This is a genomic window from Dickeya poaceiphila, from assembly GCF_007858975.2.
GTDB classification, from domain to species: domain Bacteria; phylum Pseudomonadota; class Gammaproteobacteria; order Enterobacterales; family Enterobacteriaceae; genus Dickeya; species Dickeya poaceiphila.
This window is the reverse complement of the sequence record NZ_CP042220.2, coordinates 980,366-1,001,100: the sequence shown is the minus strand read 5'-3', so window position 1 is coordinate 1,001,100 and position 20,735 is coordinate 980,366. Positions and strand designations below refer to the sequence as shown.

The 20,735-nt window shown below is 51.9% G+C and carries 14 protein-coding genes, 6 tRNA genes, 1 other RNA gene and 2 pseudogenes; 12 read left to right on the top strand and 11 right to left on the bottom strand.

Going from position 1 to position 20,735, the window contains the following annotated elements; all coding sequences use genetic code 11:
• Positions 1–171: 171 nt before the first annotated feature.
• Positions 172–1,773: an L-aspartate oxidase gene (gene nadB, locus Dpoa569_RS04455; protein ID WP_042872179.1), complete on the top strand. Its 1,602-nt coding sequence runs from the start codon at positions 172–174 to the stop codon at positions 1,771–1,773.
• Positions 1,774–1,846: 73 nt separating this feature from the next.
• On the opposite strand, the gene trmN is transcribed toward nadB, so the two are convergent.
• Positions 1,847–2,590 carry a tRNA(1)(Val) (adenine(37)-N(6))-methyltransferase TrmN gene (trmN, locus tag Dpoa569_RS04450; RefSeq protein WP_042872182.1) on the bottom strand — a complete coding sequence of 248 codons (744 nt, stop codon included), beginning with the start codon at positions 2,588–2,590 and terminating at the stop codon, positions 1,847–1,849.
• Between the two features lie 135 nt (positions 2,591–2,725).
• Here trmN and srmB point away from each other — a divergent pair, with 135 nt between their 5' ends.
• The gene (srmB, locus tag Dpoa569_RS04445; protein WP_042872185.1) at positions 2,726–4,078 is read left to right on the top strand and encodes an ATP-dependent RNA helicase SrmB; all 1,353 of its coding nucleotides are present in this window, start codon (positions 2,726–2,728) and stop codon (positions 4,076–4,078) included.
• A gap of 243 nt (positions 4,079–4,321) precedes the next feature.
• On the opposite strand, the gene grcA is transcribed toward srmB, so the two are convergent.
• The gene (gene grcA, locus Dpoa569_RS04440) at positions 4,322–4,705 is read right to left on the bottom strand and encodes an autonomous glycyl radical cofactor GrcA (protein ID WP_042872188.1); all 384 of its coding nucleotides are present in this window, start codon (positions 4,703–4,705) and stop codon (positions 4,322–4,324) included.
• A 406-nt stretch (positions 4,706–5,111) separates the two neighbouring features.
• Between grcA and ung the strand changes: the two genes are divergently transcribed.
• Complete coding sequence (gene ung, locus Dpoa569_RS04435) at positions 5,112–5,795, top strand: uracil-DNA glycosylase (protein WP_042872190.1); 684 nt, start codon at positions 5,112–5,114, stop codon at positions 5,793–5,795.
• A gap of 137 nt (positions 5,796–5,932) precedes the next feature.
• Here the strand turns inward: ung and Dpoa569_RS04430 are convergent.
• Both Dpoa569_RS04430 and Dpoa569_RS04425 read right to left on the bottom strand, forming a co-directional pair.
• Positions 5,933–6,008, bottom strand: a tRNA-Ala gene (locus Dpoa569_RS04430).
• Between the two features lie 47 nt (positions 6,009–6,055).
• A tRNA-Ala gene (locus tag Dpoa569_RS04425) sits at positions 6,056–6,131 on the bottom strand.
• Positions 6,132–6,403: 272 nt separating this feature from the next.
• Here Dpoa569_RS04425 and Dpoa569_RS04420 point away from each other — a divergent pair.
• The gene (locus Dpoa569_RS04420; protein ID WP_042872192.1) at positions 6,404–7,672 is read left to right on the top strand and encodes an O-acetylhomoserine aminocarboxypropyltransferase/cysteine synthase family protein; all 1,269 of its coding nucleotides are present in this window, start codon (positions 6,404–6,406) and stop codon (positions 7,670–7,672) included.
• Between the two features lie 120 nt (positions 7,673–7,792).
• Here the strand turns inward: Dpoa569_RS04420 and gltX are convergent, their stop codons facing one another.
• Entirely contained in the window at positions 7,793–9,208 is a 1,416-nt protein-coding gene (gene gltX, locus Dpoa569_RS04415; protein WP_042872194.1) for a glutamate--tRNA ligase, read from the bottom strand.
• A 319-nt stretch (positions 9,209–9,527) separates the two neighbouring features.
• Between gltX and Dpoa569_RS04410 the strand changes: the two genes are divergently transcribed.
• The 8 genes and pseudogenes from Dpoa569_RS04410 to Dpoa569_RS04375 all read left to right on the top strand — a co-directional run bounded on the left by Dpoa569_RS04410 (position 9,528) and on the right by Dpoa569_RS04375 (position 13,624).
• Positions 9,528–9,603, top strand: a tRNA-Val gene (locus Dpoa569_RS04410).
• A 43-nt stretch (positions 9,604–9,646) separates the two neighbouring features.
• A tRNA-Val gene (locus Dpoa569_RS04405) sits at positions 9,647–9,722 on the top strand.
• Positions 9,723–9,765: 43 nt separating this feature from the next.
• Positions 9,766–9,841: transfer RNA gene (locus Dpoa569_RS04400), tRNA-Val, on the top strand.
• Positions 9,842–9,848: 7 nt separating this feature from the next.
• Positions 9,849–9,924 (top strand) — tRNA-Lys (locus Dpoa569_RS04395).
• A 46-nt stretch (positions 9,925–9,970) separates the two neighbouring features.
• Positions 9,971–10,095, top strand: a non-coding RNA gene (locus Dpoa569_RS04390) — RtT sRNA.
• Between the two features lie 400 nt (positions 10,096–10,495).
• Positions 10,496–10,930, top strand: coding sequence for a DoxX family protein (locus Dpoa569_RS04385; RefSeq protein ID WP_042872196.1), 435 nt, complete (start codon positions 10,496–10,498; stop codon positions 10,928–10,930).
• Between the two features lie 117 nt (positions 10,931–11,047).
• Positions 11,048–12,376 (top strand): IS4 family transposase, encoded by a 1,329-nt coding sequence (locus tag Dpoa569_RS04380; protein WP_146411090.1) that lies wholly within the window; start codon positions 11,048–11,050, stop codon positions 12,374–12,376.
• A gap of 46 nt (positions 12,377–12,422) precedes the next feature.
• A pseudogene (locus Dpoa569_RS04375) lies at positions 12,423–13,624 on the top strand (IS256 family transposase).
• Positions 13,625–13,779: 155 nt separating this feature from the next.
• On the opposite strand, the pseudogene Dpoa569_RS04370 reads toward Dpoa569_RS04375, so the two are convergent.
• From Dpoa569_RS04370 to degP, 6 genes and pseudogenes are all read right to left on the bottom strand, one after another.
• Positions 13,780–14,697, bottom strand: a pseudogene (locus Dpoa569_RS04370) (sulfate/molybdate ABC transporter ATP-binding protein); the annotation flags it as partial.
• Entirely contained in the window at positions 14,687–15,571 is an 885-nt protein-coding gene (cysW, locus tag Dpoa569_RS04365; RefSeq protein WP_042872198.1) for a sulfate ABC transporter permease subunit CysW, read from the bottom strand. The gene cysW and the pseudogene Dpoa569_RS04370, both read right to left, overlap by 11 nt.
• A 9-nt stretch (positions 15,572–15,580) precedes the next feature.
• Entirely contained in the window at positions 15,581–16,393 is an 813-nt protein-coding gene (cysT, locus tag Dpoa569_RS04360; protein WP_042872199.1) for a sulfate ABC transporter permease subunit CysT, read from the bottom strand.
• Positions 16,394–16,490: 97 nt separating this feature from the next.
• Complete coding sequence (locus Dpoa569_RS04355) at positions 16,491–17,495, bottom strand: sulfate ABC transporter substrate-binding protein (RefSeq protein WP_371810598.1); 1,005 nt, start codon at positions 17,493–17,495, stop codon at positions 16,491–16,493.
• Between the two features lie 316 nt (positions 17,496–17,811).
• Positions 17,812–18,969: a CdaR family transcriptional regulator gene (locus Dpoa569_RS04350; protein ID WP_042874046.1), complete on the bottom strand. Its 1,158-nt coding sequence runs from the start codon at positions 18,967–18,969 to the stop codon at positions 17,812–17,814.
• A gap of 173 nt (positions 18,970–19,142) precedes the next feature.
• Entirely contained in the window at positions 19,143–20,588 is a 1,446-nt protein-coding gene (gene degP, locus Dpoa569_RS04345) for a serine endoprotease DegP (RefSeq protein ID WP_042872201.1), read from the bottom strand.
• Between the last annotated feature and the right edge of the window lie 147 nt (positions 20,589–20,735).

Sequence of the window (20,735 nt, the reverse complement as noted above, 5' to 3'; positions counted from 1 at the left end):
TCGTTCCTTTCCCCACATAACCGGCAAATCATACGTCAAAAGCCCGCTGCTGGCACCCCGTTCTGCCTTTACCTACCAACGTTGTTTAATATAAAAAACAAAAAAATACATTTAAGATAAATATCGTGCTAAATTCAAAAATACTGTTTTATAAACTAAACAACAGCCATAATGTCTTCTATTACAGATTACTCTTGTGATGTGCTGATCATCGGCAGCGGCGCAGCAGGATTATCGCTGGCGCTCCGTCTGGCTCCTCATGCCCGCGTGATAGTGCTTAGCAAAGGACCGTTAAGTGAAAGTGCCACTTTTTACGCTCAGGGAGGGATCGCCGCCGTATTCGATGAAACCGACAGCATCGACGCCCATATCAACGATACCTTGATTGCCGGCGACGGTTTGTGTGATCAGGAAGCGGTGTCGTTTATTGCCCGTAACGCTCGTCATTGCGTACAGTGGTTGATTGATCAAGGGGTGTTGTTCGATACCGAAACTACACCGCACGGCGAGGCTCGCTACCATCTTACGCGCGAAGGGGGCCATAGCCACCGTCGTATCCTTCATACGGCTGACGCCACCGGCAAAGCGGTGGAAACCACGCTGGTCAATCAGGCGAGGCAGCATCCCAATATTGTGTTGCTGGAGCGGTGCAATGCAGTAGACCTGATAACTTCCAGTAAACTCGGCTTGCCGGGCCATAAACGGGTAGTTGGCGCTTACCTGTGGAACCGCGAAAAAGAACATGTCGAATCATGCCGCGCCAAAGCCGTGGTGCTCGCTACCGGCGGCGCTGCCAAAGTTTACCAATACACCACCAACCCCGATATTTCTTCCGGAGATGGTATCGCCATGGCCTGGCGAGCGGGTTGCCGGGTAGCGAACATGGAGTTCAACCAATTCCATCCCACTTGCCTGTATCACCCACAGGCACGCAATTTTTTATTGACTGAAGCACTGCGTGGTGAAGGCGCCTGGCTGACACGGCCTGACGGCAGCCGTTTTATGCCTGACTTTGATAAACGGGCGGAACTGGCGCCGCGGGATATTGTCGCCCGTGCAATAGACCACGAAATGAAACGGCTGGGTGTAGACTGCATGTATCTGGATATTAGCCATAAACCCGCAGACTTCATCACACAGCATTTCCCGACTATTTACGAGAAGTTATTGTCGCTGGGAATTGACCTGACCCAGGAGCCGATTCCTGTCGTTCCCGCCGCACATTACACCTGCGGCGGCGTGGTCGTTGACCAGCAAGGGCGTACCGATCTGGACGGCCTGTATGCGATTGGCGAGGTCAGTTATACCGGCCTGCACGGCGCAAACCGCATGGCGTCGAACTCACTACTGGAATGTCTGGTGTACGGCTGGTCCGCTGCTGAAGACATTCAGCAGCATTTACCCGAAAAAACGCTGGTGGAATCGTTGCCCCGCTGGGATGAAAGCCAGGTGGAAAACTCTGACGAAAGGGTCGTGATTCAGCATAATTGGCACGAACTACGGCTATTTATGTGGGATTACGTAGGCATTGTGCGTACAACCAAGAGGCTGGAACGTGCGCTACGGCGCATCACGCTGCTAAAGCAGGAAATCAACGAATATTATGCCCACTTCCGCCTCTCCAACAACCTGTTGGAGCTACGCAATCTGGTTCAGGTGGCGGAACTGATTGTACGTTGTGCACTGGAACGTAAAGAGAGCCGTGGACTGCACTACACGCTTGATTATCCGCAACGCGCGGAAAACGCATACCCAACCATCCTTCATCCCTGAAGATACAGCCGGTTTTCATGCCGGGTTTTCACCCGGCAAACTACATCAACGAGCACTCACATCGACAAAATGTTCACATCGACAAATAGAAATCCCGCGTCAACGCCTGAAATGACGCCGAATAGTGACGATTATCGTCACGAATGATTAACGATGCTCGCGTCAGCGCTACGGCATGTCGCCTCAACGATAGCAGCACCCGATTGACTGGCCGGGCCGGGCTATCCGCCACATCAACCCAGATGTCGGCATACCATGCCAACTGTTGCGCCAGCCTCAAAAAACTATCCGCCACCTGTAACGGCAACACGACGCAAAATCGCCCTCCTGACTCAAGCAACCGGCTGGCGCAATCCAGCAACGCGTCGTGCGTTAAGGTAGTGGTATAACGCGCCTGCGCACGCTGGGCAGAAGCGCAATCGACGCCCACAGAGAAATAGGGCGGATTACTCACAATCAGCGAGTAACGCGCTGTAGCTGCCTGAGCATAAGCGGCAATATCAGCCTGATAAATTCGTATGTAGTCAGCCCAGGGGGATAACGCTGCGTTGTCCGAGGCTTGCGCACTGGCGGCGGTATCCAACTCTACACCATCTACTGGAGTCCGCCCGCCGCTGCGTTGGGCCAACATCAAGGCCACCAAACCTGAACCACAACCGATATCAAGTATCCGGGTTTCCTTATGCAGTGGCGCCCATGCGCCTAACAACACGCCATCGGTTCCGACTTTCATCGCACAACGATCATGCGCCACAAAAAACTGTTTAAAAGTAAATCCGCCGGCACGCGGAGCCGGTGTATGCTGCTGGAAGGTCATTGCTATGCCATATTGTTGTCAAAACGGGGTTAGCATAGGAGAAACAGAATCTTGGGAAAAGTGGCGAATACCGCTTAAACAGATGAACAACCCCGCCAATGCGTCTATAATCAGCGCCCCGAACAGAGGTAGACCATGACTGCGACCAATTTTTCCGAGTTTGATCTTGATGACAGCCTGCTTGACGCCTTGCGCGACATGGGCTTCAGCCGTCCAACCGCCATTCAGGCCGAGGCCATTCCCCCAGCGATGGAAGGGCGGGATGTGCTGGGTTCCGCACCGACCGGAACCGGCAAAACCGCCGCCTACCTGCTGCCGGTTTTACAACACTTGCTGGATTTTCCACGTAAAAAATCCGGTCCGCCACGAATCCTGATTCTGACACCAACACGAGAGCTGGCGATGCAAGTGGCGGATCAAGCGCGGGCGCTGGCTGCACATACCCATCTGGATATTGCGACCATCACCGGCGGTGTGGCTTATATGAATCACGCCGAAGTATTCAGCGAGAATCAGGATGTGGTGGTCGCCACTACCGGACGTCTGTTGCAATACATCAAAGAAGAAAATTTTGACTGTCGTGCAGTAGAAACCCTGATTCTGGATGAAGCCGACCGCATGTTGGACATGGGATTCGCCCAGGACATTGAGCATATTGCCGGAGAAACCCGCTGGCGCAAGCAAACCATGCTGTTCTCCGCAACGCTGGAAGGCGACGCTATTCAGGATTTTGCCGAGCGACTGCTGAACGACCCTATCGAAGTGGAAGCCGAACCGTCACGGCGCGAGCGTAAAAAAATCCTGCAATGGTACTACCGCGCTGATGATGTGCAGCACAAAACCGCACTGCTGAGCCACCTGCTCAAACAGCCGGACGTAACCCGTTCCATCGTGTTCGTGCGCAAACGCGAGCGGGTGCATGAACTGGTAGACTGGTTGCGCTCTGCTGGTATCGAATCCTGCTATCTGGAAGGGGAAATGGTACAGGCTAAACGCAACGAAGCCATCAAACGGTTGAGCGAAGGCCGGGTGAAAGTATTGGTTGCCACCGACGTCGCCGCACGCGGACTGGATATTCAGGACGTCAGCCACGTGTTCAACTTCGATTTACCACGAACGTCAGACGTTTACCTGCATCGTATCGGGCGTACCGGGCGGGCGGGGCGTAAGGGTTGCGCCATCTCGCTGGTAGAAGCGCATGATTATCTGCTGCTTGAAAAAATTGGCCGTTATCTCAATGAACCGTTGAAAGCCCGCGTGGTGGATGAACTACGACCGACTACCCGTGCGCCAAGCCCTAAATCTAACGGCAAGCCATCGAAAAAAGTGCTGGCTAAGCGCAAAGAGCAGAAGCAAAAAGAGAAAGAAAAGCAGAAAACGAAGGTCAAGGTACGCCACCGCGACAGCAAAAATATTGGTAAACGCCGTCAACCCAGCGCCACAGCATCAGTTGAGCTACCGACAGAAAAACCAGCGGATAACAGCTGAATCTGGGCAGTTGATGCCAGGAAAGGGAGTCAAACGGCTCCCTTTTACGTTTAGGGGCAACCGAGGTAATGTGTGTAGCAACGCAGGCGTCTGTGTTTAGTGACACATTGTGGCCTGTCGCATGAGTCATTACACAAAATGGCGATGGCAAAAGCCGCGCCCCCAACCCCACGCCCAATAAAAACGCTGGTCACTTTCGTGACCAGCGTTGATCAGACGATTGTCTTTTTTACCGACTCGCGCTTACAGGCTTTCGGTAAAAGTACGGGCGATCACGTCACGCTGTTGTTCAGGTGTCAGCGAGTTGAAGCGCACGGCATAACCTGACACACGAATGGTCAGCTGCGGATATTTTTCCGGGTTTTTAACCGCATCTTCCAGCGTTTCACGGCGCAATACGTTTACGTTCAGATGCTGACCACCCTCCACACGCACTTCCGGTTTAATCTCCAGCGGTACTTCACGATATTCGAACTGCCCCAGTTCGCTGATAGCAACGATTTGATCTTCATTGAAATCTGCTTTGGCACATACGCAACGCGCCTGAGATTTCTCTTCATCCAGCAACCAGAAAGAATTAACCAGGGCATTGTTATTTGCTTTGGTGATTTGAATACCTGTAACCATTTATTGCCTCCGTTAAGCGGCGTTTTATTGAACCGAATGCAAAATCCACGATTGATAACAACTCGCCAACGGCATTAACGTCAGCGCAAAACCAATCGAATCTGATTACCTGTATACCAGCCCTTACTCACCCACTCTTTGATATAGGTCAATTTCGATTGAGCGCCTTTTAGTGCCAAATTCATAATCAATTGTTTTACATCAATTTATATCAAACCCTGCAATGCAATTATTTTTGTAAATTTTAAAAAAATTCAGCAAATCACTATTCATCTATAGCAGAAGACGGTGAATGATTTTCACTCTGCCGCGTTTGACGCTAAGCTTAGCCATCAGGATTGATTAATCAGGCCAGACCCGGACAACCAGGTTGCCGCCACTTAGCAGATTGAACAAAGAGCCGCCCATGACCACTTCCCTGACCTGGCACGATGTGCTGGCCCAAGAGAAAGAACAGCCCTATTTCGTCAATACGTTGTCGTTCGTTCATCAGGAACGCGTAGCAGGCAAGGTGATCTATCCGCCCCAAAAAGATGTCTTCAACGCCTTTCGTTTTACTGAGTTTCACGCCGTCAAGGTAGTGATTCTGGGGCAAGACCCGTACCACGGCCCTAATCAGGCGCATGGGTTATCGTTTTCGGTGCGCCCAGGTGTACCGGCTCCGCCTTCTTTGGTCAATATCTACAAAGAGCTGGCCAACGACATTTCCGGATTTGAGATCCCCTCGCACGGTTTTTTACAAAGCTGGGCGCAGCAAGGTGTGATGCTGCTGAATACTGTATTGACGGTGGAAGCGGGCAAAGCACATTCACACGCTAATCTGGGTTGGGAAACCTTCACCGATAAGGTGATAGCAAAACTGAATGCACACCGGGAAGGGATCGTCTTTCTGCTGTGGGGGTCACATGCGCAAAAGAAAGGCAGCATTATTGATACACAGCGGCATCATGTACTAAAAGCACCGCATCCTTCACCGTTATCTGCCCATCGTGGTTTTTTAGGATGCCATCATTTTTCCAGAACTAATCAGTTGCTGGAACAACAAGGTGATTCCCCCATCGACTGGACGCCCCGTTTGCCAGAAAATTGATAACAGGATGTGCGTCATTGTCTTTGCCAGTCAGGGACAATGGCGGTAATTCTTACAGAAATGTAAAAAAATAAATGTGAAAAATAAGATCGATTTAATCGTCAAGGAAATAAAAAGGAAGACATTGCGAGGGAATATGGTGGAGCTAAGCGGGATCGAACCGCTGACCTCTTGCATGCCATGCAAGCGCTCTCCCAGCTGAGCTATAGCCCCACATATGATGATACTGTCAACAACCAAACTTGTATGGGATGAAAGTTTGGTGGAGCTAAGCGGGATCGAACCGCTGACCTCTTGCATGCCATGCAAGCGCTCTCCCAGCTGAGCTATAGCCCCGTATCGACACTGTATCGTGTGAACGGGTCGCATGATATGCAACCCCCCTAACCCTGTCAACGCCAAAATCTATTTATCCGATCAACCGCTGAAAAAGCCGTCAACGTAGCACAAGGATGGCACATACGACAAAACACGCATTATCTCAGACGCCAAAACCACAGCAAATCAAGCGCGTTTGGTATTAGCTTATGCAAAAAAAGTTTTTCTTACTTTTCAAAAAAAACCAACAATGCGTCATCTCTTCTATATATTGCCGGAGTTTTCCAGATATGAAAGACGCCACACTCGCCCTACACCATGGTTTTACTTCCGACCCTGTTACCAAAGCCGTGGCCGTGCCGATTTATCAAAATGTCGCATTTGAATTCGACAATGCACAACACGGTGCGGATCTATTCAACCTCGCTGTACCGGGTAACATCTATACACGGATTATGAACCCCACCAACGATGTGCTGGAACAACGGCTGGCGGCACTGGAAGGCGGGATTGCGGCATTGGTGGTTTCCGCTGGGAGCGCCGCCATTACTTATGCAATTCAAACGCTGACCCGTCAGGGCGACAATATTGTGTCAACCCCGCAATTATATGGCGGCACCTATACGCTGTTTGCCCACATGTTGCCAAGTTTTGGGGTGGAAGTTCGTTTCGCTGCGGATGATTCGCCTGAAGCCATCGCAAAACTGATTGATGATAAAACCCGGCTGGTCTACTGTGAGAGTATCGGCAATCCTGCTGGCAACATTGTCGATATCGAAGCGCTGGCACAGGTTGCCCATCAACATGGGGTGCCATTGGTCGTGGATAACACCGTAGCATCGCCGGTACTATGCAAACCGATTGCATTCGGTGCAGACATCGTAGTGCACTCGATCACCAAATATGTTGGTGGCCACGGTAACTCGCTGGGTGGCGTCATTGTGGATGCCGGCACATTCCCCTGGACCCAATACCCAGAAAAATTTCCGGGCCTGAACCTCCCCGAACCGGCTTATCATGGCGTGGTCTATACCGAGACATTCGGCCCTGCCGCTTTTATTGCCCGCGCTCGCACCGTTCCACTGCGCAATACCGGCTCGGCCCTAGCACCCATGAATGCCTTTTTATTATTGCAAGGTCTGGAAACACTCTCTCTGCGTATGGAACGCCATGTGGAAAACGCCCAAAAGGTCGCGCAATACCTGCAATCACACCCCAGCGTGGCCTGGGTCAGTTATGCCGGCTTGCCAGATCACCCGCATTACGCGCTGGCACAGAAATACATGAAAGGTACGCCATCCGCCATTCTGTCGTTTGGCCTGAAAGACGGCTACGACGCGGGCGTACGCTTCTATGATGCACTGAAAATTTTTAAACGGCTGGTCAATATCGGCGATGCCAAATCGTTGGCCTGCCACCCGGCTTCAACTACGCATCGCCAGATGACGCCGGAAGAACAGGCTAAGGCAGGCGTCAAACCTGAAATGATTCGCCTGTCGGTCGGTATCGAAGCGATAGAAGATTTGCTGGACGATCTGAATCAGGCACTCAATGCCTGATACGCAAGGTACAGGCCGCCAGTTAAAAACCATCGCCATCGTTCAAAAAGATAGTAATGGCTGAGAGTAAAAAACCCTGGCTTGCCAGGGTTTTCATTACTCACAAACTTGCTTCAATTATTATTGCTGGGCTTCACGCTCACTGATAAACGCCAATGCCCGATCAATACGGTGCAATGTGCGAGACTGACCAATCGCATGTACCGTCACATCCACACCTGGAGACTGACCCGCACCGGTTACCGCGACTCGCAGCGGCATCCCCACTTTCCCCATCCCCTGCTGCAACTCGTCGGCAGTACCCTGAATAGCATGATGAATGTTTTCCGGCGTCCAGTCAGTGATGTCCGCCAGCTTGCTGCGCACCAATTCCAGCGGCTGACGCGCTACCGGACGCAAGTGTTTCTTCGCGGCATCGGCATCGAACTCAGCAAACTCTTCATAGAAGTAGCGGCAGGATTCGGCGATTTCCTTCAGCGTTTTACAGCGCTCCCCCAGCAACGTCACCAGTTCGCTCAACTGTGGACCAGTGCGGGTGTCAATGCCAGCCTGCTCGATATGCCAGGACAGGTGAGTCGCCACATACTCCGGCGGCAGATGGTTAATATAGTGATGGTTCAGCCACTGTAGCTTTTCGGTATTAAAAGCACTGGCTGATTTGCTGACGGCATCCAGCGAGAACAGCTGCTTCATTTCATCAATAGAAAAGATTTCCTGATCGCCATTCGCCCACCCCAAGCGTACCAAATAGTTGAGCAGCGCTTCCGGCAAATAGCCATCATCACGATACTGCATGACGCCTACCGCGCCGTGACGTTTGGACAGTTTCTTGCCGTCATCGCCCAAAATCATGGAAACGTGTGCATATTCCGGCACCGGCGCGCCCAACGCTTTGAGGATATTGATCTGACGCGGTGTATTGTTGATATGGTCTTCACCACGGATTACGTGGGTGATCCCCATATCCCAGTCATCGATCACGACACAGAAGTTATAGGTCGGCGACCCATCGGTACGGCGAATGATCAGATCGTCCAGCTCAAGGTTGCTGAACTCAATCGGACCACGAATACGATCATCAAAGATCACTGAACCATCTTGCGGATTACGAAAGCGAACCACATGCGGTTCATCATCGGCGTGATGTTCGTGAGAATCCCGGCAGCAGCCGTCATACCGTGGTTTATCACCGTTAGCCATCTGCTGCTCACGCAGCGCTTCCAGGCGCTCTTTGGAGCAATAACACTTATAGGCCGTGCCATTTTCCAGCATCTGATCAATAACCGCATTATAACGATCAAAACGTTTGGTCTGATAATACGGGCCTTCATCCCAGTCCAGATTCAACCAGTTCATGCCATCCATAATGGCGTCAATCGCCTCTTTGGTCGAACGCTCCAGATCGGTATCTTCAATACGCAAAACGAACTCACCGCCATGATGACGGGCAAACAACCAGGAATACAGGGCGGTACGAGCACCACCAACATGAAGATAACCAGTCGGGCTGGGCGCAAAGCGGGTTTTGATTTTCATTGGGATTACGGCCTTAATTGGACAGCAACGGTCGGTTAACACCAACCAGGATTCCGAACTGTGCCCCGCCATCAAGGATGCGCGCTGTCAGCGCGAGACACAGCCTGTTTAAATGTGGGCAATATTCTATCACTCCCCCCCGATTCCTCAACGCCATAACCGCGTCGAGGCCGGTCTCTTCTGGCTAAAATGCGTAGGGATTCAACGCTAACGCCCAGAAATACGGCACATCGACTAATTTTACAACGAACGACCATTTTCGTTTTAAAAAGCGTTGACTCATAGTCAAGTATCCCTATAATGCGACTCCACACAGCGGGGGTGATTAGCTCAGCTGGGAGAGCACCTCCCTTACAAGGAGGGGGTCGGCGGTTCGATCCCGTCATCACCCACCACTCATAGAGTGTCGCGCTGTGTAAAGTAAGAAGAATTGAGATTGGGTGATTAGCTCAGCTGGGAGAGCACCTCCCTTACAAGGAGGGGGTCGGCGGTTCGATCCCGTCATCACCCACCACTCTCATACCAGCTATCTTCTTACGATAATGAAGTACAGAAGTGGGTGATTAGCTCAGCTGGGAGAGCACCTCCCTTACAAGGAGGGGGTCGGCGGTTCGATCCCGTCATCACCCACCACTTCTGCGGGTCGTTAGCTCAGTCGGTAGAGCAGTTGACTTTTAATCAATTGGTCGCAGGTTCGAATCCTGCACGACCCACCACCGCTAAATGTATCACCTTCCCCAATTACTCACTCTGACGTTTCATAGGCACACGATGTTGTGCAGGTGAGAACCTGCGTTCAGGTTCGAGTCGAGCGAAGCGAGACAACAGCGCATCGCGCTGGCCCGAAGGGCGAGGCCACAGGCCGAGTCATCCTGCACGACCCACCACCGCTAAATAAATCACCTTTCGCTATTATTCACACTGACATTTCATAAGCGCACGATGTCGTTCAGGTGAGAATTACCCTGACCACGCCGGTCAATTCGCCTGAAATATTCTTAGTTATTTTTACTACGTTATCGCCAGATAATATTTCTACGCCTTATTTCCTTTTTCTCACGACTTTTACTGCTGCTCCCCCGATTCTTCTGTACCGCTCAGGGGGCTAACATCCCTCGCAATAATTCACATCCCTCTTAATCCGGATTCCTATCGATTTTTAAAACCAACAGACCTATGACGCAAAATTTTTGATAAGGAGGGTCAAATGTATTGGTTTTTTATTCTGCCGCCAAAAGATGACACTAGCATCACAATAAAACCTATTCCTGAATTAAGGGTAAGACAATGATAGTAAAAACCAATAAGTTCTTTACCGGTTTAACCGACCATCCGGACGGCGGCAAACTGCTGCTACGTTTGACCGTCGGCATTCTGTTGCTATTCCACGGTGTTGCTAAAATTCAACACGGCGTAGGCTGGGTTTCTGGGATGCTGGCACAACATGGTTTACCCGGTTTTATTGCCTACGGTGCCTACATCGGCGAAGTTGTGGCTCCGATCCTGATTATCCTTGGCGTGTTCACCCGTATTTCTGCCGCAGTAGTGGCATTTAATCTGCTGGTTGCAACGCTGCTGGTCACACTGGGCAAAGTGTTCACTATTACTAACGTCGGTGCATGGGGATTGGAAGGGGAAGCGTTTTATTTCCTGTGCAGTCTGGTCATCATGCTACTGGGCAGTGGCCGCTATTCTGTGGCATCGAACGAAGACTACCGTTAATTGCCTGGTATACCTGAAAAAAACGCCCTGACGGGTAATGCCGATCGTTTAAGGATCGGTTGACCGATCCGGTGGCTGATGTAAAAAGGGTTCATGTCTTCACATGGACCCTTTTTAATGGAACTTTCACAGGCCCTCGGCATTATCAATCTTACCGCTCCCGATGAAGTTCAGAGTCTTGCCGACCTCCTTTCCCCCGACCTTATTCAGCAGGCCTTTACCCTCACGGATACCGTGACGCTACGTAAGCGTAAGCTTCCCCTCGAATCCATGGTCTGGCTGGTTATAGGTATGGCTATTTTCAACAACAAGCCTGTGTCCCATATCGTCAATCTGATGGACATCGCTGACCGGACTGGCAGACCTTTTACCGCACCCAGCTCCGTCATTGCCCGCCGCAAAACGCTGGGTGAGGATGCCATTAGAGTGCTGTTCGAACTGACACAACAGCACTGGCATGAAGAATCCCGGCATCCGCTCTGGAACGGGCTGACGCTGAACGCCGTTGATGGCGTGGTCTGGCGAACGCCCGACACACCGGAAAATGCCGCTGCCTTCGCGAAAGCGGAAAATCAGTACGGTGAAAAAGGCTTCCCGCAGGTCCGCATGGTGTGTCTGATGGAACTGAGCAGTCACCTGCTGCGCGCCAGCGTGATGGGCCGGTATGACGTTAATGAGATGCGGCTGGCGGCAGGACTGGCAAAGCAGGCACCGGATAATAGCGTGACGTTGTTCGACAGGGGCTTCTGGTCAACAGGCCTGCTGCATGACTGGCACAGGGCAGGTGAGAACCGCCACTGGTTGTTGCCGCTGAAAAAGGGCACGCAGTATGAGGTGATACGCAGACTGGGCAGGCAGGATGAACTGATAACGCTGAAGACCTCGCCACAGGCAAGAAAACAGTGGGAAGGTCTGCCGGATGAGCTCACTGTCCGGTTAATCAGCAGGAAGGTTAACGGTGTGGAACGTCAGGTTGTCACATCGATGACGGACGCGATGCGTTACCCGGCGGCAGACATAGCAGAACTCTACAAACACCGGTGGGAAATCGAACTGGGGTATCGTGAGGCGAAGCAGTTCCTGTGCGGCAACCGCTGGACGCTGAGAAGTAAATTACCGGAGATGGTGAGACAGGAGCTGTGGGGGATACTGCTGACATACAACCTGGTGCGGTATCAGATGGTGAAAATGGCGTTCAGCCTGAAAGGAGATTATCTGCCGTATCAGCTGAGCTTCAGCGGTTCGGTGGCAGAAATCATGCGGCTGTTAATCGGGCTGCCATGGTCCTCACCGGGAGCAGTGCCGGGACACCTGAAGCACTTCTACAGCAATGCCGCGATGCTGAAACTGCCGCCGAGACGGGAGCGGGAGTATGAAAGAGAAGTGAGGCAAAAAAAGCCCAAATACCCTTTTAAAAACAATGCCAGTCACCTTAGGGAGTGTTAGAAATTCTGTGTCATTCCGGTAATATACAATCAAAAAGGAATGACATATGTCCCAGCCCTTCGATTTCGATAAAGCGCTTAAAGCCCTCCAGTCTGGTCAGGCATTAACGGGCAAAGATGGTATCTTAACGCCTTTAATCAAACAGTTAACGGAAGCTGCCCTGTCTGCGGAACTGGACTCACATCTGGCTCAGGACGTTGAAGCTAACCGTAAAAATGGCTCCGGCAAAAAGACCATTAAAGCCCCGACGGGCAGCTTCGAACTGGCGACTCCGCGCGATCGTAATGGCACTTTTGAACCCCAGTTGGTGAAAAAACATCAGACCACGTTATCCGACGAGATCGAACACAAGATCATTCGCCTGTTTGCACTGGGGATGAGCTATCAGGACATTAGCCGGGAGATCGAAGATTTATAGGCCTTCAGCGTGTCCACTGCTACCATCAGTGCAGTAACCGATAAAGTCATCCCTGAACTAAAACAGTGGCAACAGCGCCCGCTGGAGCAGGTTTATCCCTTCGTCTGGCTGGACGCTATTCACTATAAAATCCGGGAAGATGGCCGCTATCAGAGCAAAGCGGTTTACACCGTGCTGGCCCTGAATCTGGAAGGTAAAAAGGAAGTTCTGGGCCTGTATCTGTCAGAAAGTGAGGGGGCTAACTTCTGGCTGTCGGTATTAAGCGACCTGCAAAATCGCGGTGTTAAAGACATTCTGATTGCCTGCGTGGACGGGCTGACCGACTTCCCAGAGGCAATAAACAGCATTTATCCGCAGACGGAAGTGCAGTTGTGCATCATTCATCAGATACGCAATTCGATTAAATATGTGGCCTCAAAGCACCATAAAGCCTTCATGACCGACCTGAAGCCAGTCTCCGTGCAGTGTCAAAAGAAGCGGCCGAAATGGCACTGGATGAGCTGGAAGCGAAATGGGGGTTGCAGTATCCGGTGGTGCTCCAGTCGTGGCGACGCAAGTGGGACAATCTGTCAGCGTACTTCCGCTATCCGGCAAATATCCGCAAAGTCATTTACACCACAAATGCTATCGAATCGGTGCACAGACAGTTCAGGAAGCTGACCAAAACCAAAGGTGCTTTCCCGAATGAAAACAGTCTGTTGAAGCTGCTTTATCTGGGGCCGATGAACGCACAGGAAAAATGGACAATGCCCATCCAGAGCTGGAATTTGACATTGTCACAGTTGGCCATTTATTTTGAAGGGCGACTAAATAACGTGATGACGTTGTAGAATTTTTAACGTGACACAGAATTCTGAACGCTCTCTCACCTTAAGTGACTGGCATTACCCTGACGGGCGTTTTTTTATGCTCAAATTTCCCAGTCATGGTTATAACGCTTCGGTTTGAACTGCACGACATCACCACGGTGTAAATCGTTCAACACCGCATCATCATGCGCCACTTCCGCTTCAATCAGTTCATTATCGCCATCAACCTTCAGTACCAGCCGGGTCAGTGCCCCCAGCGGACGAATATCCTTAACCACCACCGGCTGGAAGTCGGCCTGTTTCTGTTTCGACAGCGCCACTTCGTGCGGACGGAACTGAATAGCCTGATCATGCCCTGCCAGTTTCAGCTGGTTGCTGTCCCCCAGGAAATTGTAAACAAACTCGGTAGCCGGACGGTTATACACGTCATCAGGCGTGCCAATCTGTTCAATCACACCTTTGTTCATCAGCACGATACGGTCAGCCACTTCCATCGCTTCCTCCTGATCATGGGTGACAAATACCGATGTCAGGTTGATTTCTTCGTGCAGACGCGATAACCAGCGGCGCAGTTCCTTACGTACTTTGGCATCAAGCGCACCGAATGGCTCGTCAAGCAGCAGAATGCGTGGCTCCACAATCAGCGCCCGTGCCAGTGCAATACGCTGGCGCTGTCCGCCAGATAACTGCTCAGGGTAACGATCCGCCAGCCACTCCAGTTGCACCATATTGAGCAACTCGCGCACCTTTGTCTCGATATCCCGCTTAGATGGCCGTATCGCCTTCGGTTTCATGCGCAATCCGAACGCTACGTTATCGAACACGGTCATATGGCGAAACAGCGCATAATGCTGGAAAACAAAGCCGACATTACGGTCGCGCACATCATGCCCCGACACGTCTTCGCCGTGGAAAACGATGTTGCCGCTATCCGGCTTTTCCAGACCGGCGATAATACGCAACAACGTAGTTTTACCGCAGCCAGACGGCCCCAGTAGCGCCACCAGTTCACCACTCTGAATCGACAAATTGATCTGGTTGAGTGCCCGGAACTGACCAAATTGCTTGTTAACGTTGTGAACTTCAATGCTCATTACCGGTCAGCTCCTGTTGTTTCTCATGTTGTTTCGACAAATGCGCTTCACTCCATTGGCGCAGCAACAGCACCACCAGTGACATCACCAGCAGCAAAATCGCTACACTGAACGCCGCAACGATGTTGTATTCGTTGTAAAGAATCTCAATATGCAACGGCAAGGTGTTAGTCAGGCCGCGAATATGGCCCGATACCACCGACACAGCGCCAAACTCGCCCATGGCACGGGCAGTACACAGCACCACGCCATAAATCAACGCCCATTTCACATTCGGCAAAGTGATGTGCCAGAACATTTGCCAGCCGTTGGCCCCCAGTAATCTGGCTGCTTCTTCCTCCTGACTGCCCTGCTGTTCCATCAACGGGATCAGTTCACGCGCCACATACGGCAGGGTGACGAACATCGTCGCCAGCACGATGCCGGGTACGGCATAGACAATTTCCAGATTATGTTCAGTCAGGAATGGATACAGCTTGCTCTGCGCACCAAACAGCAACACATACATCAAACCCGTCACTACCGGCGATACGGAAAAGGGTAAATCCAGCAATGCCAGCAGCAGCGCTTTGCCCCGAAACTCAAACTTGGTTACACACCAGGCGATAGCCAGCCCGAAGATCATGTTCAATGGTACTGAAATAACCGTTGCCAGCAGCGTCAGTTTGAGCGCAGACACCGCATCCGGCTCGCTGATAGCACGCCAAAATGCGCTAATGCCGTTATGCAGCCCTTGCGTCACCACCATGACCAACGGCAGCACCAAAATCAGCACAAACACCAACCACGCCAACGTTGTCAGTACATAGAAGGTTGTCGGTCGTTTAGCAGCGAGCGGGCGCTCCGTCACAGGTGCAGAAATACTGTGCTCCATACTCATCCCTTATAACTTCGGTTGAATACGCCGTTGCAGCAGATTAATCAGCAACAACATGATAAAAGAGACCACCAGCATGAACACGCCGATACCGGTCGCGCCCTTGTAATCATACTGGTCCAGTTTGGAGACAATCAGCAGCGGCAAGATTTCCGTCTTGAATGGAATATTACCGGCAATAAATACCACCGAGCCGTACTCCCCCACACCGCGTGCGAACGCCAGTGCAAACCCGGTCAACCAGGCAGGCAAAATAGCCGGCAGCAGAACATGGCAGAAAGTCTGCCAGGGGCTGGCCCCCAGACAAGCGGAAGCCTCCTCCACTTCTTTGGGAATATCCGCCAGTACCGGCTGTAACGTACGGACCACAAACGGCAGGGTGACAAAAATCAGCGCCAGCGTGATGCCAATCCCCGTGTAGGCAATGCGAAACGGAAACAGCGAACCGATCAACCCGTGCGGCGCATACAGCGACGTCAGCGCAATCCCCGCTACAGCAGTAGGCAAGGCAAACGGCATATCGATCATCGCATCGATAATCTTCTGACCGGGAAAGGTATAACGCACCAGCACCCAGGCCAGCAGCGTTCCAATAATGCCATTGACGAATGCCGCCGTCAGTGCAGAACCAAAGGATAATTTCAGAGAAAACAGCACCTGACGACTGGTGATAAGATCCCAAAACTGGGTCAACGTCAGTTGGCTGGCGTACAAAAACATGGCGGCCAGCGGGATCAGCACAAGCAATCCCAGATAGGTAAGGCTAAACCCCAGAGTCAGGCCAAAACCGGGAATGACCGGTGAAATACGTCGTGACATAACAAGCCTTTCAATGAAAATACATAGCGTGCCCGCTCAGGCAACTAACGTGTCAAAACCGCCCCGTTGGAGGCGGTTTTGGCGGTCAACGGACCGTTTATTTATTAATCTGATTAAAGATGGTGTCGAACACGCCGCCATCATCGAAGAACTTGGGCTGCGCGTTTTTCCAGCCGCCAAATTCACCATCGATAGTCACCAGCTTCACGGGAGCAAACTGGGATGTAAACTCCTCGGCAATTTTCGCATTGCGTGGGCGGTAAAAATTCTGCGCGATGATACGCTGCCCTTCGTCGCTGTAGAGGTAGTTCAGGTAGGCTTCTGCCTGTTTGCGCGTTCCTTTGCGATCTACCACTTTATCGACCACCGCTACCGGCGGTTCTGCCAGAATGGACAAGGACGGCGTAACAATTTCCAGTTGGTCGCCCCCTTGCTCTTTCAGCGATAAATACGCCTCATTTTCCCAGGCAATCAGCACATCGCCCAGTTGACGCTGTACAAAACTGATAGTCGCACCACGCGCACCGGTATCCAGTACTGGCGCATGTTTGTAAAGCTCGGTCACGAATTTCTGCGCGCTCTCATCCGTTCCACCTGGCAGGTGTTTGGCATAGGCCCATGCCGCCAGGAAATTCCAGCGCGCACCACCGGAGGTTTTCGGGTTCGGCGTAATCACCTGCACGTCAGGTTTAATCAGATCGCCCCAGTCCTTAATGTGTTTCGGATTGCCTTTACGCACCAGAAACACAATGGTGGAAGTATAAGGTGTGCTGTTGTCCGGCAGGCGCGCCTGCCAGTTAGGGTCAATCAACGGCTGATTCAGATTGAGCGCATCAATATCACCTGCCAACGCCAACGTCACAACATCCGCTTGCAAGCCGTCAATGACAGAACGCGCTTGTTTGCCTGAGCCGCCGTGGGAATTTTTGACAGAAATCGTTTCGCCGCTGGTTTCTTTCCAGTGCTTGATAAACGCCGCATTATATTGCTGATAAAACTCGCGGGTCGGGTCATAGGACACATTCAATAATTCCGTAGCGGCAGACGCCATGCCCGAAAATAACAACGCGGCAGTAGCCAGAGACCATCGTAAACGACGCATTGACATTATTATTACTCCCCTAGCCTACCGAGTAACGGCGCAGGCTATCAAAAGAACCCCAGACGATAGCATCCAGCCATCATACGAATCGGCACAGCGGCTAAGCGACGCCACTGTTTCCGGTTTTATCTATGGGAGGGACAATAGAGGATAAGGCAGGAGGTAAAAAATATTGTTTCGAGATAATTTATACTTTCGGGTTATATTATTTTCGCTTAAGTAATGCATTTTAATCTAAGGTGAACGACAGGTTTGCCAACAGCCATCCCCCCTTTTTCGCTTATCTGCAACTTGAAGTAGGACGGGCATATAAGCATTACTGTTCTTCATCCAGTTGCAGCGCGACATACAGCAACAGCCGATCATCAAGGTTATCCAGATCCAGCCCGGTGAGTTCGGATATGCGATTTAGCCGGTATTCCAGCGTATTGCGATGCACAAATAACGCCTTAGCGGTCACCCCCGGCTGCACATTGTTGCGAAACCAGGCGTTAAGGGTGCGGCGTAGCAAGCCATTGCTGTCCATTGCTTTTAGTCTGGCCAGCGGACGCACCAGTTCGTTAGCCTGCCAGCCACCACGCAGGCTATCAAGCAGCACTGGCAGCATCAGATCCTGATAGAAATAGCTGCGCTGCGACGGCATTCGCTGTTTGCCGACGCTCATGGTAGTACGGGCGGTGCGATAAGAACGGGCAATGCTGCCAGGCCCGGTAAAATAATTTCCCAGGGCGACCCGCACCCGTAACCGGCTACTTTCTTCCATACGTGATAACAGCGTATCAACACGCCGACGGTGTTCTTCCGCATCCCAGCGCCCATGGTTATTGAGCGCCGGTTTCAGCACCACCATTTCCGTCAGCGAGACAATAGCAATCAGATTGTTGCGCTCTGGTGTCGTCAGCAACGTCTGCAATTGCTGTAACTCCGCCATCGCTGAATCCACACCCAGTTGACCGCTATCTACCTCTACCACTGCCGCCACTCGCGGCTGATTGAGATCAATACCCAAACGCTGCGCCCATTCCATCAGCGCCGGTGACAGCTCATCGGCGCGAATCAGGTTCAGCACCAGCTCTTCCCGTAAGCGGCTATCCTGCGCCAGCATGTGCAATAGCCGCGCCTGTTCCAACATCATTTCCGCCGTCATGCACACCAGCTCACCGTACTGGCGCAACTGACCGGGATTACCGGTAAGACCAATCACACCGACGATTTCACCGTCAATTTTCAACGGCAGGTTGATGCCGGGCCGAACGCCATGCAGATGACGCGCGACGGCGTCATCAATATCCACCACCCGTCCCTGCGACAGCACCAGTAGCGCACCTTCATGCAATTCCCCAATACGTTCCCGGTCGCCACTGCCAATGATTCGCCCACGCGCATCCATCACATTGATATTACTATCAATGATTTTCATTGTGCGGGCGACGATCTCCTGTGCCAGTTTATTATTCAGGTGGTATGACGCCATATCAACCTCAAGGAATGGAGACAACCGCACCAGCATAACGCCGGAGATTACACCAGACATTGTGCAAATGAACAAAAACCGGAAAATCACGCAAAAAGTGTGGAAGAAATCACAGAACAGGCAGGGAGTGGCATGGCCGGGTGTCAAAACACCGGGCCATGCCGACAGTCAACTTATTGAATCAACAAGTAGAGATCGCTGTTGCCGCGTCGAATGTTTAACGCCAGTACCGGCGGTTTGCTGTCGATGATCTTGCGCAGCTCACCAATATTTTCTACCGGCTGCTGGTTGACACCGAGGATAACATCATCAGGTTTCAGGCCAATTTTTGCCGCCGCGGAATTGGGTTTCACCTTATCAACCTTAACGCCTTTCTGACCGTCGATTTGGGTATTACTCAACTCAGCCCCTTCAATCGCGGAGTTCAGGTTGCCGGATGCCACCTGAGATTGCGTGCTCTGTTGCAGCATCACGTCCACCGTCATCGTCTTACCTTCACGAATCAGTCCCAACGTCAGTTTGCTGCCTACTGGCAACGAACCAATCTGCGCACGCAGCGCAGAGAAGCTGCTGATCGATTTACCGTTCATCGACACAATCACATCCCCAGCTTTGATACCGGCTTTAGCGGCGGCGGAATTGGGCTGCACCTGGCTGACGAACGCCCCACGCTGGGCATCCACCTTCATGGCTTTAGCGATATCGGAATTCAGCTCAGTACCCAAAATCCCCAATTCGCCACGTTTGACCTCGCCGTATTCAACTATCTGGCTAACCAGGTTTTTCACAATATTGCTGGGAATAGCAAAACCGATCCCAGTGTTGGCGCCGCTCGGTGAGAGGATCGCCGTATTCAGGCCGATCAACTCGCCATTAAGGTTAACCAGCGCGCCACCAGAGTTACCCCGGTTGATGGCCGCGTCAGTCTGGATAAAGTCTTCATAGTTTTCAATATTCAGGCCGCTGCGCCCTAGCGCGGAGATGATCCCTGACGTGGCGGTTTCTCCCAGACCGTAAGGGTTACCGATGGCGACGGCGTAATCCCCCACGCGCAGTTGGTCGGAGTCCGCCATTTTAATCTCGGTCAGATTGCGGAAGTCCTTCAATTGAATCAGCGCCACATCAGAGCGAGGATCTTTGCCGATCACCTTAGCGTCATACTTGCGACCGTCATTGAGGCGCACCTGAATTTTATCGGCATTTTCCACCACGTGATTGTTGGTCACCACATACCCTTTGGCGGCGTTGATAATAACCCCAGCGCCCAACGCCTGGAATGCCTGTTGTGGCGCGCTCCCACCACCTTCATCATCGTCGTCTTCACCCTGACACATCGGCGATGACTGGAAAGGCGAGCCGTCCTGACAAAACGGCGAATTTTCACCGAAGAAAGGCTGCATTTGCGGCGGTACTTTGGCCCCCTGACTGGCAGAGGTATGTCCATCCACAGAGATATTCACCACCGATGGCATCACTTTTTCCAGCATCGGTGCCAGGCTGGGTAACTGAGCACCGGATGACGATACCGATTCTGCGGCGGCGGCAGTGCCTGGTAGCGTCCCCACAGCCATCGCCAGACTCAGCGCCAGCGCGCTCAGCATCAATGATTTTTGTTTCATAGCGATTGTCTCACATTCAGTCAACAGGTGAATTCTGACGGCTACTTTCAGCGGTCAGGCGGAATGAAATCACTATGCGCGGCAGCGCTCGTTTTGTGCAATATGGTGAAGGGTAAGGAAATATTGACCACCTTTACAAAACATCTC

Excerpts from the sequence above, each read along its gene's own strand:
- nadB (WP_042872179.1), top strand. The coding sequence starts at position 172 with ATGTCTTCTATTACAGATTACTCTTGTGATGTGCTGATCATCGGCAGC.
- cysW (WP_042872198.1), bottom strand. The coding sequence starts at position 15,571 with ATGGAGCACAGTATTTCTGCACCTGTGACGGAGCGCCCGCTCGCTGCT.
- trmN (WP_042872182.1), bottom strand. The coding sequence starts at position 2,590 with ATGACCTTCCAGCAGCATACACCGGCTCCGCGTGCCGGCGGATTTACT.
- grcA (WP_042872188.1), bottom strand. The coding sequence starts at position 4,705 with ATGGTTACAGGTATTCAAATCACCAAAGCAAATAACAATGCCCTGGTT.
- Dpoa569_RS04385 (WP_042872196.1), top strand. The coding sequence starts at position 10,496 with ATGATAGTAAAAACCAATAAGTTCTTTACCGGTTTAACCGACCATCCG.
- Dpoa569_RS04420 (WP_042872192.1), top strand. The coding sequence starts at position 6,404 with ATGAAAGACGCCACACTCGCCCTACACCATGGTTTTACTTCCGACCCT.
- Dpoa569_RS04355 (WP_371810598.1), bottom strand. The coding sequence starts at position 17,495 with ATGCGTCGTTTACGATGGTCTCTGGCTACTGCCGCGTTGTTATTTTCG.
- cysT (WP_042872199.1), bottom strand. The coding sequence starts at position 16,393 with ATGTCACGACGTATTTCACCGGTCATTCCCGGTTTTGGCCTGACTCTG.
- ung (WP_042872190.1), top strand. The coding sequence starts at position 5,112 with ATGACCACTTCCCTGACCTGGCACGATGTGCTGGCCCAAGAGAAAGAA.
- srmB (WP_042872185.1), top strand. The coding sequence starts at position 2,726 with ATGACTGCGACCAATTTTTCCGAGTTTGATCTTGATGACAGCCTGCTT.
- degP (WP_042872201.1), bottom strand. The coding sequence starts at position 20,588 with ATGAAACAAAAATCATTGATGCTGAGCGCGCTGGCGCTGAGTCTGGCG.
- Dpoa569_RS04380 (WP_146411090.1), top strand. The coding sequence starts at position 11,048 with ATGGAACTTTCACAGGCCCTCGGCATTATCAATCTTACCGCTCCCGAT.
- Dpoa569_RS04350 (WP_042874046.1), bottom strand. The coding sequence starts at position 18,969 with ATGGCGTCATACCACCTGAATAATAAACTGGCACAGGAGATCGTCGCC.
- gltX (WP_042872194.1), bottom strand. The coding sequence starts at position 9,208 with ATGAAAATCAAAACCCGCTTTGCGCCCAGCCCGACTGGTTATCTTCAT.